Annotated in this window: 11 protein-coding genes; 8 read left to right on the top strand and 3 right to left on the bottom strand. The window is 60.8% G+C overall.

The features are described from left to right. Positions 1-55 precede the first annotated feature (55 nt). The gene (locus tag OHL18_RS14920) at positions 56-283 is read right to left on the bottom strand and encodes a hypothetical protein (protein WP_020713518.1); all 228 of its coding nucleotides are present in this window, start codon (positions 281-283) and stop codon (positions 56-58) included. A 201-nt stretch (positions 284-484) separates the two neighbouring features. Between OHL18_RS14920 and OHL18_RS14925 the strand changes: the two genes are divergently transcribed. Next, on the top strand, positions 485-2089 hold the full coding sequence (locus OHL18_RS14925) for a tannase/feruloyl esterase family alpha/beta hydrolase (protein WP_263375640.1): 1605 nt from the start codon (positions 485-487) through the stop codon (positions 2087-2089). Positions 2090-2225: 136 nt separating this feature from the next. On the opposite strand, the gene OHL18_RS14930 is transcribed toward OHL18_RS14925, so the two are convergent. Beyond that, the gene (locus tag OHL18_RS14930) at positions 2226-3572 is read right to left on the bottom strand and encodes a sensor domain-containing diguanylate cyclase (RefSeq protein ID WP_263375641.1); all 1347 of its coding nucleotides are present in this window, start codon (positions 3570-3572) and stop codon (positions 2226-2228) included. Positions 3573-3971: 399 nt separating this feature from the next. Between OHL18_RS14930 and OHL18_RS14935 the strand changes: the two genes are divergently transcribed. Together OHL18_RS14935 and OHL18_RS14940 are read left to right on the top strand one after the other, a co-directional pair. Continuing rightward, positions 3972-6425, top strand: a complete 2454-nt coding sequence (locus OHL18_RS14935; RefSeq protein WP_263375642.1) for a RecQ family ATP-dependent DNA helicase — start codon at positions 3972-3974, stop codon at positions 6423-6425. Positions 6426-6613: 188 nt separating this feature from the next. Further along, positions 6614-7096, top strand: coding sequence for a PaaI family thioesterase (locus tag OHL18_RS14940; protein ID WP_263375643.1), 483 nt, complete (start codon positions 6614-6616; stop codon positions 7094-7096). Positions 7097-7149: 53 nt separating this feature from the next. On the opposite strand, the gene OHL18_RS14945 is transcribed toward OHL18_RS14940, so the two are convergent. Further along, on the bottom strand, positions 7150-7866 hold the full coding sequence (locus tag OHL18_RS14945) for a glycosyltransferase (RefSeq protein ID WP_263375644.1): 717 nt from the start codon (positions 7864-7866) through the stop codon (positions 7150-7152). Positions 7867-8094: 228 nt separating this feature from the next. On the opposite strand from OHL18_RS14945, the gene pdxS reads away from it, so the two are divergent. The 5 genes from pdxS (at position 8095) to OHL18_RS14970 (ending at position 12948) form a co-directional block, all read left to right on the top strand. Beyond that, on the top strand, positions 8095-9108 hold the full coding sequence (gene pdxS / locus OHL18_RS14950; protein ID WP_263375645.1) for a pyridoxal 5'-phosphate synthase lyase subunit PdxS: 1014 nt from the start codon (positions 8095-8097) through the stop codon (positions 9106-9108). 311 nt (positions 9109-9419) lie between these two features. Then, positions 9420-10373 carry a hypothetical protein gene (locus OHL18_RS14955; protein WP_263375646.1) on the top strand — a complete coding sequence of 318 codons (954 nt, stop codon included), beginning with the start codon at positions 9420-9422 and terminating at the stop codon, positions 10371-10373. Between the two features lie 141 nt (positions 10374-10514). Continuing rightward, a complete protein-coding gene (locus OHL18_RS14960) occupies positions 10515-11444 on the top strand; it encodes a metallophosphoesterase (RefSeq protein ID WP_263375647.1) in 930 nt (309 codons plus the stop codon). Positions 11445-11502: 58 nt separating this feature from the next. Continuing rightward, positions 11503-12105 carry a pyridoxal 5'-phosphate synthase glutaminase subunit PdxT gene (gene pdxT / locus OHL18_RS14965; RefSeq protein WP_263375648.1) on the top strand — a complete coding sequence of 201 codons (603 nt, stop codon included), beginning with the start codon at positions 11503-11505 and terminating at the stop codon, positions 12103-12105. Between the two features lie 399 nt (positions 12106-12504). After that, on the top strand, positions 12505-12948 hold the full coding sequence (locus OHL18_RS14970; protein ID WP_263375649.1) for a nuclear transport factor 2 family protein: 444 nt from the start codon (positions 12505-12507) through the stop codon (positions 12946-12948). The last annotated feature ends 100 nt before the right edge of the window (positions 12949-13048 follow it).

The following is a 13048-nucleotide window of genomic DNA, read 5'->3' on the forward strand; positions in this document are numbered from 1 at the left end:
GACGCAAAAACGCCGCCCTTGCTGGGCGGCGTCTCGATCAAACCTGAATGGCAGACTACAAAGTTGACTCGATCTCGAAACCCCATGCCTCGAGGAGCGCTTCGGGGATGTACTTGGAGTTCTTGTTTCTCCGGGCCCATTCACGAAGACGCGTCGACCGGATGTACTGGTCGGGGGTGAGTTTGAACTCTTTGACTACCTGTTCAAACGAAGTGACGGTGGGAACAACGGGCCCGATCGGCTCCGGCTTGCCCCAGTTCGGATTTCCACGGCGCTTTGCCATCTTTTCTCTTTTCCTCACAGGCGGGAGGAGAAACAAAAGCTGCTTCAGGACGTAATCCCGCTATCATCATTCTAGGGCACTTAGGTGGAAAAAGCAACTGTAAAAGTGACGATTGGAGCGCCTACGGGCGATGAAAAGCCGATGAATCGGCGGGCGTGCTCTAATGGGTGCAAATTTACGTTCACCACACAGGAGATAGAGATGCGCCGACTCGCGATTGCGGTTCTATTGGCAGGTTCCATGGGGGCACAGGCGCAGAGGCCATCGGCGGCGGCCTGTTCGGCGCTGAAGACGGCGCACCTTGCCGATACGACGATCAGTTTCGCCGATGTGATTCCTGCGGGGCAGTTTCCGGTGCCGGCGGAGGCTCCAGAGGCGATGAAACAGGGAGCGAAGCTGCTGCCCACGCTGTGCCGGGTGGTGGCGGAGATCAAGCCGACACCGGACTCCGACATCAAGATGGAGCTGTGGATGCCCGCAGAGAACTGGAACGGGCGGTTCCACGGCGAGGGGAATGGTGGGTTCGCGGGAGAGATCTCATACCAGAACATGGCCGTGTCCGTGCTGAACGGATATGCGAGCGCTGGAACGGATACGGGGCATGCCGCGAACTTTCTAGATGCGAGCTGGGCCAGCGGGCATCCGGAGAAGATTGCGGACTTCGGATATAGGGCGATCCACCTGATGACGGAGCGCTCGAAGGAGATGGTGGCGGCGTACTACGGGACGGCGGCGAAGAAGTCGTACTTTGCGGCGTGTTCTGATGGCGGACGCGAGGCGCTGATGGAGGCGCAGCGCTTCCCTGCCGACTATGACGGGATATTGGCGGGCGCTCCGGCGTACAACTGGACGGCGCTGGTGACGACGGGGCTGAAGAATTCGCAGGCGCTTCTGGCGAAGCCGGAGAGCTATATTCCGGAGTCGAAGCTTAAGGCGATCAGTAACGCGGTGCTGGCGGCTTGCGATACGAATGGTGGCGATGGGGTGTCGGATGGGATTCTGACCGAGCCGGGAAAGTGCGGGTTCAAGCCGGAGACGCTCCTCTGCAAAGCGGGGGACTCGGATAGCTGTCTGACCGCGCCGCAGGTGAAGACGCTAGAGACGATCTACGCGGCGACGGTGGTGAAAGACGGGACGCGGATCTACCAAGGGTATGTACCGGGTGGCGAGGCAGATGCTGGGGGATGGGGGCCGTGGATCGTGGGGAGCAAGCCGGGGCAGAGCCTGATGAATGGCTTTGCGCGTGGATTCTTCGGGGAGATGGTATATCCGGGAAAGCCTTTCGACATGAAGACGGCTTCGATTGATCAGGCTTATGCGGATGCTACGCAGAAGATGGCGAAGGACTTGAATGCTACCGATGCGAATCTGAAGCCGTTCTTCGCCCGGGGCGGAAAGCTGGTGGTGTATCACGGGTGGAGCGATGCGGCGATCACGCCGCTGGGGACAATCGATTACTACGACAAAGTTCTGGCGACGTCCGGCAAGGATGCATCGGTGAAGCTTTACATGGTGCCAGGGATGGGCCACTGCGCGGGCGGGCCGGGGGCCGACAGCTTCGGCCAGTTCGGATGGCTGCCGAACTATGGGCCGGACGATCCGAAGAAGGATGCGTATCTGGCGTTGCAGCAATGGGTGGAGGGTGGAAGCGCTCCGGGGGAGATTGTGGCGACCAAATATTCAGGGGGGATGGAAAGCAGCGAGGTGGCGATGACGCGGAAGATTTGTCCCTACCCGGAGGTGGCGAAGTATAAGGGGGCGGGAGATACAAAGGTGGCGGAGAGCTTTGTTTGTTCGGCGAAGTAGACCGGTTGTTACGATAGCGGGTGCGAGCGCCGGAAGAAGCGTACCTCAGCGGCTGAAGCCGCGAATCAGGGCAGTTCTTTTGGCACGGCTGAAGCCGTGCCCATAAGCAAGACATGGGACTTGGGGGCGTTAGAGGCTAGGCAGGGTTCGTCAGGTCGACGTTGGCGTTGACCCCTTCGACGCGGTTCTTGCCGTTTTCGCGGGCTTGGCGGAGGGCGGTTTCGGCGGCGGCGATCAGGGCATCAGGGCGGGAGTGTTCGGTGGGGACCATGGCGGCCCAGCCAACGGATACGGTGACGCGCTCGAAGGGGCTGAGTTCGTGTGGCCACTCTTGGGCAGCGATCTCGGCACGGAATTCTTCGGCGATGCGCTCGACCGCCTCGCCGGATGCGCCGGGGAGGAGAACGGTGAACCTGCCGCCATCGTAGCGGGAGATGAGGTCGTAGGCGCGGTGGGGCTGGTCGGTCATGCGGGCAGCGACGAGGCGAAGGCATTCGTCGCCGGCCTGGGGGCCGTAGTGCTGGTTGAAGAGATCGAAGTCGTCGACATCGACCATGAGAAGGGCGACGTGCTTCGGATCGCGGGTGGCGCGCTGCCACTCGCGGTCGAGGACAAGGTCGAAGCGCTTGCGATTGGGGACGCCGGTGAGGCGGTCGAGGCTCTTGAGCTTGTCGAGTTCACCGTGGGCGTCGGCGAGGCGGTCCTCAATGTAATGCTTGCCGGCAAGAGTGACGCTGAGGGGAAGGATCACGAGGACGGCCAGGGCGAAGTAGGTCTGGGGCGCGGCTGCGGGGCCATGGAACTGAAGCACCCAGATAGCGACGGCGACGGTGCTGAGGGCGGTGGCTATTACAGCGGCGCGAAGCCCGAGCCGGAAGGCGATGATGACAAGGATCGCGACCGGAACCAGAAGCAGGAGCGGTGAGGAGCCAGCCTGGAAGACGAGCCAGGTGCTGCTGCCGGATATGGCGAAGAGCGCGAGGGTCTGCGGCAGAGCACGCAGGCGGAAAAGTTTGTAGGTCTCGCTGTTGAGCAGGACAAGGACGAGGGAGGTCGCGAGGGCGACGCCGAGGGCTTCGGCAAGGGCGACGATGCGAACGCGGGCCCAAAAGTTCAGGGAGGTCGCGGTGACACTGCCAACGGTTCCTGGAGCCTGACAGGCCACGGTAAGGGCCATCAGCAGAGGGCCGAGGATCATCGCATAGAAGAGAAATGCGGGGAGAAGACGGCGCTCCTGCAGCCACTGCTTGAGGTTTCGGAAGGGCGGCAAAGTAAAGGCGGCTATGCCGACTTCAGCGAGGTTGCCAAATATCTCAAGGGCCGTGAGATGGGGGCTGCTGGGGATTGCCTTTTCACCTTGTGACAGAGCGGCGGCATAGCCGAGGACGATCCAGGGCCAGAGCTTGCGGCGAGTCATCAACAGGAGGGCGAGGACGACACCGTTCTGGGGGGTGCAGATGGCCCATCCGTTGACGGAGGGCATGGCAAAGGCGTTGAAGGCGGCGAGGCCGGTGATCAGGACAGCGGTGGCGATGGCGAGGCAGAAGCCGCCAGTGACCGGGTGCCAGTCGAAGTAGTTGCGGCAGCGAAGGGCGAAGGCGGCAAGGCGAAAGCCGCGCGATTTGTGACCGGCGCGACCTACCTGATTCGGGTGAACCGAGATGTTTTCAGACGAAGCGATGGTAGGATTCCCCCGACTCTCCAGCTCGACCAGAGTGCTCTGGGGGTCGAAGCTCTATGGGTGCCAGCTAACAGCAGGCTAAGTTTGCTCCCCCAAACGGACAATGCCCCGATAGAGGTATGCGTTCATGGTGCTGTAACTTTGCAACCCGACTGAACACCTTACACGATACGAGGACCATGCGAAACTGGATGCTGCCCCATGGACCTGGAAAGACTGCTACACGTTACCTTCGGTTTCCCTGCCTTCCGCTCCAACCAGGAAGCGGTGTGCCGCTCCGCGACCGAGGGCAGGGACGTTCTGCTTGTGATGCCGACTGGAGCGGGAAAGTCGCTTTGCTACCAGCTACCGGCGATTGCGCGGGGTGGCACGGCGTTGGTGATCTCGCCGCTGATCGCGCTGATGGACGATCAGGCCTCGAAGCTGACGGCGGCGGGGTTGAAGGTGGCGCGGATTCACTCAGGGTTGGACCGGGAACAGTCGAGGCAGGCTTGCCGGGATTATCTGGACGGGACGCTGCAGTTTCTCTTTATTGCGCCGGAGCGGATGCGGGTGCCGGGATTTCCCGAGATGCTGGCGAAACGGAAGCCGGCGCTGATCGCAATTGACGAGGCGCACTGCATCTCGGCGTGGGGGCATGACTTCAGGCCGGACTACCGGACGCTGGGGGACTATCTGCCTTCGCTGAGGCCTGCGCCAATTATTGCTCTGACGGCAACGGCAACACCGACGGTGCAAAAAGACATTGTGGCGCAGCTTCAGTTGAAGCAGCCGGAGTTGTTCATCCACGGATTCCGGCGCGACAACCTGCACGTCGAGGTAGTCGAGATGTCGAAGCCGCGGCGGAATGAGTTCACGGTGAAGCTACTCTCGAAGCCAGAGAACCGTCCGGCGATTGTGTATGCGCCCTCTCGCAAGGCGGCTGATGAGCTTTCCGGGATGCTGGGTGGCAAGGCGGCGGCGTACCACGCGGGGCTTGAGGCGAGCGTGCGAGAGCGAGTGCAGCGGCACTTTCAGTCGGGGAAGCTGGAGGTGGTGGTCGCGACGATTGCGTTTGGCATGGGCATCGACAAGGCGGACGTGAGGACGGTGGTGCACATCGCGCTGCCTGCGTCGGTGGAAGCGTACTACCAGGAGATTGGCCGCGCGGGGCGGGATGGGAAGCCGAGTAAGACGGTGCTGCTGCACTCGTTTGTGGACCGCAAGATTCATGACGGGTTTCTGGAGCGAGACTATCCACCGGTGACGGATCTGGCGCGAGTTGCGAAGGTGCTGACGAACGATTTTGAGATGCCGGATGTTCTGTGCGCAAAGCTGCGAATGAGCCGAGATATCTTCGCCAAGTGCGTCGAGAAGCTGGTTGGGCAGGGAGCGGCGCAGATCGATATGGCGGGGAATGTGCGGTACTCCCCGGCTTCGCCCGAACCGACGGCTTGGATGACCGGGTATGCGCGGCAGGTGGAGTTTCGCCAGTCGCAGATCGACCGGATGGCGCAGTTCGCGGATACACAGCAGTGCCGGATGTCGGCGCTGGTGCGCCACTTTGGCGATACGGCCGACGGGATGAAGCCGTGCGGACACTGCGACTTCTGCGCGCCGGAGATGGCTACGGCGCAGAGCTTTCGCGAGCCGGACACGGGGGAGGAACGGCATCTGCGGGCGATTCTGCAGGCGCTGGCGAGTGGGCAGCCCAAGGCTACGGGGAGGCTGTTTACGGACCTCGCGCTGGGACCGGATCGGCGGGAGTTTGATGGATATCTCGATGCGCTGTCGCGGGCGGGGCTGGTTTCGATCTCGCAGGACACGTTCACCAACGCCGAAGGCACGGTCATCCACTACAAGCGGGCTACGCTGACGGGCGAAGGGCGCGAGCATACGGGCGGGGCGCGGACTCCGCTGCATGTCATGCTGAAGGAGACTGAAGATCCTTCCGCGGGTTCAGGCAGGGCGAAGAAGGGTGGTGGGAGTTCGCGGTCTGGCGGCGTAAGGGCTGGCGGGAAGGCGGAGCGTGAGGAGGCCTCAGCCTCGTATTCGCCGGAGCAAAAGGCGGTGGAGGCACGGCTGCGGGAGTGGCGGAAGGCTGAGGCGGCGAAGACGGGTAAGCCGAGTTTCATTGTGTTTTCGGATAGCGTGCTTCATGCGCTGGTGGTGGCGCAGCCGAGGAGTATCAAGTCCCTGCTGACGGTGAGTGGGATTGGCCCGGAAAAAGCGGATAGGTATGGGGCGGCGATCGTCGCTCTAATGACCGGGGCGGAGGTTCCGGGGAATTTTGGGGAGCCGGTCGCGGCAGTCAAGGCTGCGAAGTCGGCAAAGGTGAAGGCTACGTCGAATATGTTTGCATCAGCGAGGGAGCCCCGGGCAGTCGAATCGCGGCCGGCTGAAGTCGTCGTACACCGGAAGCGGATGGCGGAGGCAGAACCTGCGGAGTCGCTGACGGCAGAGCAGCAGGCGCTCGATCATCGTCTGCGGGAGTGGCGGAAGGTGGAGTCGGAGAGGCTGGGGTTGCCGCAGTTCTTTGTGCTGGGGTCGTCGGCGCTGCGGAGTATCGTTCTGGAACGCCCGCGAAATCTGGGCGAGTTGGAGAAGATCGCAGGGCTTGGGCGGGAGAAGATTGACAAGTACGGTGCGGGTATTCTGGATGTCTGCTTGGGGTGAGGCTTCCCGGCAGAGTGAACGTGAGTACCTCAGCGGCTAAGCCGAGCTTTAGTTTGAGAGTTTGTGGCACGGCTGACGCCGTGCCCTTAAGCAAGACACTATCTGACAGCAGGTTTTCCAGGACGCCAAGATTTCCAGATGGCAGGATTTCCAGAGTGGGATCTTTGGGTGAGCTTTGAGGGTGATTGATGAGCGAATTGCGGGCGAATACGGAGTTGGATGAACTGGAGCATGCTCCGACAATTGATGAGCAAGCGGGGCATTGTTTTGGGTGCGGACCGGCAAATCCTCAAGGGCTGCAGCTTGTCTTCATCCTGGATAACGAAGCGCATACGGCGACCGCGCAGGTGAACCTGACTCGGCTGCACGAGGGCGCGCCGGGGTATATCCACGGCGGGATTATTGCGACGTTGATGGACGAGGCGATGAGCAAGCTGAACCGGCCGTTCGGGGTGCTGGCGATGACGCGGCATCTTGAGGTGGATTACCTGCGGCCTTCGCCGGTGGGCAAGGGTTTGATTTTGACCGGGAGGCATCTGCGGCGAGAAGGGCGGAAGTTCTTTCACGAGGCGGAGCTTGCGATGCCCGATGGGACTGTGTTGGCGACGGGGAAGGGATTATTTATTGCGCTCGATCCGAAGCTGGTGGAGAGGGCGAAGAGCAGGGAGTAGGGTTTAGGGTGTAGAAGATCTATTCCCCACACCCTAAACCCTACTCCCCGCCTTCAGCTCTTCTCCCAGTAGCCCTGGTCTTCGAGGAAGTACTCTTCGTCCCAGGTGTGGAGCATCGTCTTGAAGAACATCCAGCACATCTTTGCGTGGCCTAGCTTGCGAAAGCGGCGGTTGGTGGTCAGCACACGGCCGCGGACGATGCGGAAGCGGTTGCGCTTGACGCGCTTCGAGAGGAGATAGTCTTCGGCGAACAGAGCGTGCTCGTTGAAGCCGCCAAGACGCCAGAAGGCCTCGCGCTCAAAGAGCATGAACATGCCGGTAGCGAAGGGCTTCCAGCGCGCTCCGATGTACTGCATGACGTTATTGCCGGCGTAGAGCAGGTCGTCGCAGAAGCCGCCCTGGCGGCAGCCGATGCTGACCGTGGAGAGATGCAGGTCGCGGCGGCGCATGGTGCCCATGGCGCGGCGGAGGAGGGTGGCGTCGGCAAGTTCGACATCAGCGTCGAGGAAGAGCACGTATTTGGTGCAGGCTAGCTTCGCGCCTGCGTTGCGGCCGACGGAGGGCAGGCCACCGGGTATGACTTCGACGGGAAGGCGGTCGCGGAAGGAGAGCGCGGCGGAGATGGTTCCGTCGGTTGAACCCGCGTCGGCGACGAGGACACGGGTCTCGGAGATGGGTTCGTAGTCCTGCCGGGCAAGAGAGGACAGCAGTCGGGGGAGCATGGTGACTTCGTTCTTCGCCGGGATGACGATCGTCAGTTCAGGGTTCAAGCGCACCTCGAGACGCGGACGGAGATCCGCTAAAGTAAGTCTGCTCCGTGCCGCGCATTTGGTGCATAAACAGGTGTTGAATTTTTGCTCCGGTCGGAGAGCTGGAAACAGAAGGGTAACGAGCTTGCGTTTTCGGGATTTGCGGGGGATAAAACTGCTACTCTTAAGTCTCAGGATTCACCCGCGACTTTGGCCCAACACCGCCAGCGCACTGTAAGGAGAGACACCATGACAGAACCCACCAACAACGGCAACTTTTCTACTCCCTCCCTTCGCTTGAAGACCGGCCTGGCCGAGATGTTGAAGGGCGGCGTGATCATGGACGTGATGAACGTCGAACAGGCGCGGATCGCCGAAGAAGCAGGCGCGGTTGCGGTGATGGCGCTGGAGCGCGTTCCGGCGATGATTCGCGCGGAGGGCGGCGTGGCCCGCATGGCTTCACCCAAGCTGATCAAGCAGATCATGGCCGCGGTGACGGTCCCGGTAATGGCAAAGGCGCGTATCGGGCACTTTGCCGAGGCCCAGGTTTTGCAACACCTTGGAGTCGATTTTATCGACGAGTCCGAAGTATTGACCCCCGCCGATGAGGTCCACCACATCGACAAGCACGCCTTCACTACGCCGTTCGTTTGCGGCGCGAAGGACCTGGGCGAGGCGCTGCGCCGCATCGCTGAAGGCGCTGCCATGATTCGTACCAAGGGCGAGCCCGGAACTGGCGACGTCGTCCATGCGGTGCGCCACATGCGGCAGATCATCAAGGAGATCAAGGGCCTCACCGTTCTGGACGAGCAGGAGCTTTACGCCGCTGCCAAGGAGCTGCGCGCTCCTTATGAGCTGGTGCGGATGGTGGCAAAGAGTGGCAAGCTGCCGGTGCCGAACTTCTCGGCCGGCGGGATTGCAACGCCGTCGGACGCGGCGCTGATGATGCAGCTCGGCGCGGAGACAGTCTTTGTGGGCTCGGGCATCTTTATGAAGGGCCGCGCCACACCGCTTGAGGTGGACCTCTGGACCGCCGAGGACGCGCATGTCGGACTCTGCACTTCGAAGCAGGTTGGCGAGGCGCGGAATCCGGAAGATCGCGAAGAGGCTGTGTCTCGCGCGAAGGCGATTGTGCTGGCGGCAACCCACTTCAACGATCCGTCGATCGTCTCCGAAGCGTCGGAAGCGGTGCTGGGATCGATGAAGGGTCTCGCCGTTGCGGGCATCCCGGCGGAAGAGATGATGCAGGACCGCGGCTGGTAAGCAGCAAAGCGAACGAAGTGAAAAGAAGCCCGGCCCGGTCGCGAACATCGCGACCGGGCCGGGCTTCTTTGGAGACCAAGGGCTGTAGAAATGGGCTCTCGATCCGATCATTAGAGGTAAGGGGGCCGGTGGTTACCTCTGAAAACTTCCGTGTAGCCTCCCACCTTTCTCTCATTGATCCGCAAAAAACGGGGTGTTATACAAGGAATACTTAGCGAACATGTGCAAAATTGCTCACCGCGCAGGTCGCAGATCCACAGAAGTTGATCCAGGGCCCGGTTTTGAGGAATAAATCCAGGAGCTTTCTTTTCATGTCCACGCAGACGATCGATCACTCCCCAATCCAGGCGGCTCCGCCGTCCGTCGCGACCTCCGCAAGCCACATCGTCCCCTCCCCTACGTTCAAGCAAGAGTTCAACAAGCACCCGTTTCTGTTCCAGCACAACCTGGCGAACCATCCGCTGTTCACGCTGGACCGGCTGCTGACGCTGGCGTTGGAGACGCGGGAGAAGCGGCCGCAGGAGTTGTACTACGACGCCGGCCACAATGTGCCGATCGGCGCGCGCTGGAGCGAGATGGGCGACCGTCCGCCTCTTGAAGAGGCCTTTGAGCGCATCCAGGACACCGGTTCGTGGATCACGATTCACCAGGCGCAGCGCGATCCGGCTTACGCCCAGGTCTTCTATGACTGCATGCGCGAGTTTGAGGCGCAAACGGGGAAGGACTTCAAGAAGATGATGCGCGTGGAAGATGCGCTGATCTTCATCACTTCGCCCAACCGGACGACAACGTACCACATCGACCGTGAGTGCAATTTCCTGTTGCAGATCGCGGGAGCGAAGACGATCTACATGTTCGACCAGCGTGACAAGGATGTCGTACCGGAGACCGAGCTCGAGAAGTTCTGGGCTGTGGATAAGAACGCGGGCACCTACAAACCGCAGTTGCAGGAGCGGGCGACGCCTTACCGGCTGGTTCCGGGCAATGGAATCCACATTCCGATCAACGATCCGCACTGGCTGCAGAACGACAACAATGTTTCGATCTCACTGAGTGTGAACTTCACGCTGAAGGATTCGGAGCGGGCGAACATCTACCGCGCGAACTACTTCCTGCGAAAGGCCGGAATGAAGCCTGCGCCGCCGTTCACCTCACCGCTGAAAGATGGACTGAAGAACGCCATGATGATGAGCTCGTATGTTCCCGCGCGGTCGGCGATCCGGACGATTCGCAAACTGCGTGGGCAGGAGACGCGCACCAGCTAAGGCTAGTCGTATAAACGTGGCCTTCGATCTGGCAGAGAGTGCGTGAGCCTTAGCGGCTCGCGCACTTTGCTTTTAGGCACCGCCCCGCGATATTTACGGCATTTTTCCCGTTTGCTCGATCGCCTGACTTAACCTCGTTGTATGAAGACTTGGAATCGCAGGGATTTTCTCGCACTGTCCGCGGCAACCGGAGCGGCGAGCGCTCTTCCGCTAAATCTGCATGCCGCGGTCAAGCCGGTGGAAGATTTCACCTTCCTCTTTATCACCGACTGCCATCTGCAGCCGGAGTTGAACGCTGCCGGAGGGTGCCACCAGGCGTTTGCCAGGGCGCGAACGATCTCCTCCGACTTTGTCATCCAGGGTGGCGACCACGTCTTCGATGCGCTGGCCGTGAGCCGCGATCGCGCGACCAGCCTGATCGATCTGTACACGAAGACCGAGCAGGACCTTGGCATGAAGGTCCACCACACCATCGGCAATCACGACTGCTTCGGGGTGTATCCGGCGAGCGGCGCGTCGCCCACCGATCCGCTCTACGGCAAGAAATACTTCGAAGATCACTTTGGCAAACTCTATTACTCGTTCGACCACAAGGGTGTTCACTTCATCGTGCTCGATTCGATTGGCATCACCGCCGATCGCGGCTATGAGGGGCGCATTGATGCCGAGCAACTGGCGTGGCTCGCGGCGGATCTGAAGTCGATCCCGGCGGCGATGCCGGTCATCGTGTCCGTCCATATTCCGTTGGTTACAGCGTTCGACGCGTATGTCGCGCCTGCGGCTACCGCACCGGCACATCACGGGCTGAGCGTCGCCAACGCTTATGAGGTGCTTCCGCTGTTTGAGGGACACAATGTCCTTGGCGTATTGCAGGGCCACACCCATATCAACGAGACGGTGATGTGGAAGGGCGTTCCCTATATGACCAGCGGGGCGGTAAGCGGCAACTGGTGGCACGGCACCCGCCTTGGAACTCCTGAGGGGTTCACCGTCGTTGAGATCAAGGGTGGCAAGCTTGTAACCCGGTACGAGACCTACGGCTTCCAGACAGTCGCTCCCCAAAACACCTAACGGGGTAGTGCCGCGGGGCCTGGACAATCGATGGGTAGTGTCTCTCTATAATCGAGAGATGTCCTCCGCAACACCGCATCAACCTCTCACGATCGGCGTTCTCGCGCTGCAGGGAGCGTATGACGCCCACGCGAACGTTCTCACGGCGCTTGGCGCGACCCCTCGTCTGGTCCGCACACCGGAGCAGCTTTCCGGCCTCGATGGCCTGATCATGCCCGGTGGTGAGTCGACGACGATGCTGAAGTCGTTGGAGCGGGGCGGCTTCTTTGAGGCGCTGGCAGCCTTTGTCGCCGAGAAACCCACCTTCGGCACCTGCGCCGGAGCGATTCTGTTGGCGAAAGACGTGGCGAACTCCCCGCAAAAGTGCCTTGGGGCGTTGGACATTTCGGTGGAACGGAATGCGTACGGTCGGCAGAATGAATCGGCGATTCTCAGCTCGGAGACAGCTCTGCCGGGAGCACCGCTGGAGATGGTCTTCATCCGGGCGCCAAGAATCTCGCGGGTTGGTGCGGGAGTCGAGACACTGGCGAAACGCGGCGACGACCCGGTCCTGGTGAGGTCAGGAAAGCTGCTTGCCGCAACCTTCCACCCGGAGCTCTCGGGGGATGAGCGCGTGCACAGCCTGTTCCTCCAGATGGTTGAAGAGAGCCTGCAGACTTAAGCGTCATGCGCTCGATGCGCCTTTGAATCTGCAACTTACGTGTTAATCTGCCGGAAACCCTCTATGCAGCGATTAAGAAGGCCGATAGACTCTGAGAGTCGAGGCAGCGAACGGCGCAAGCCGTAAGGGATTCGACTCCTGGTATCAGCGACTCTCCCCCCAGGATTCCGCCTTGAAAAATACAAGCATTTCCAATCTGGTCCGGGATATAAGTGACCCGGCGACCGAACAGCTCTCAGAGTCTGATCGGAAAGACGATGAAACTCAGCCCACGGGCGAAGATGCCGGCACCCCGATCAGGCCTTTTGCCTACCGGACGCCGGTAGGCATACCCGATCCAGATAACCTGCATCCTATGAGAAGGCGCAGCGATCTACCGCCAGAAGAAAGGTGACTCCATTGGCTACTCACGCTTACGATTTCCAGCCCTCCGCGGCGTTCATGGAACCGATCCGCCGGAGCGAGCTGTCAGATCATTTGCTTGATCTTGAGACGATGCTGTTCGATCCTTCCGTTCGCCGGGATAGCGCTACAGTGGCCGAGTTGTTGACCGATGACTTTCGGGAGTTTGGAAGTTCGGGCAGAGTTTACACCAAACTGGACATCCTGGCAGAACTCAGCACCGAGCAGTCTGCAATGATTACCCTCAGCGAGTTCACTTGCACACTCGTCGCGCCTTCCGTGGCTCTGGTCACCTATAAGTCTCTGGCGACCTATGACAGCCGTTCCGGCTCGCAGGCGCTGCGCAGTTCCGTGTGGGTGCTCAAGCCGGTTGATACGCGCTATGGCAGCCCGCGCGAAGGTATCTGGCAGATGCAGTTTCATCAGGGAACACGTATTTAGATCGTCTTTTCGTAACGAAGTCTCGCTCAGCCCCGGTGACGGGGCTGACGCATTTAACCGAGGATGCAGACGGTATGCTGCTTGTGTGGCCTTCGCTTGC

The organism is Granulicella aggregans, from assembly GCF_025685565.1.
GTDB classification, from domain to species: domain Bacteria; phylum Acidobacteriota; class Terriglobia; order Terriglobales; family Acidobacteriaceae; genus Edaphobacter; species Edaphobacter aggregans_B.

What these genes read in the sequence shown, in the direction of transcription:
- OHL18_RS14925 (WP_263375640.1), top strand. Translation starts at nt 485, where the DNA reads ATGCGCCGACTCGCGATTGCGGTTCTATTGGCAGGTTCCATGGGGGCA.
- OHL18_RS14960 (WP_263375647.1), top strand. Translation starts at nt 10,515, where the DNA reads ATGAAGACTTGGAATCGCAGGGATTTTCTCGCACTGTCCGCGGCAACC.
- OHL18_RS14930 (WP_263375641.1), bottom strand. Translation starts at nt 3,572, where the DNA reads ATGCCCTCCGTCAACGGATGGGCCATCTGCACCCCCCAGAACGGTGTC.
- OHL18_RS14935 (WP_263375642.1), top strand. Translation starts at nt 3,972, where the DNA reads ATGGACCTGGAAAGACTGCTACACGTTACCTTCGGTTTCCCTGCCTTC.
- OHL18_RS14940 (WP_263375643.1), top strand. Translation starts at nt 6,614, where the DNA reads ATGAGCGAATTGCGGGCGAATACGGAGTTGGATGAACTGGAGCATGCT.
- OHL18_RS14920 (WP_020713518.1), bottom strand. Translation starts at nt 283, where the DNA reads ATGGCAAAGCGCCGTGGAAATCCGAACTGGGGCAAGCCGGAGCCGATC.
- OHL18_RS14955 (WP_263375646.1), top strand. Translation starts at nt 9,420, where the DNA reads ATGTCCACGCAGACGATCGATCACTCCCCAATCCAGGCGGCTCCGCCG.
- pdxT (WP_263375648.1), top strand. Translation starts at nt 11,503, where the DNA reads ATGTCCTCCGCAACACCGCATCAACCTCTCACGATCGGCGTTCTCGCG.
- pdxS (WP_263375645.1), top strand. Translation starts at nt 8,095, where the DNA reads ATGACAGAACCCACCAACAACGGCAACTTTTCTACTCCCTCCCTTCGC.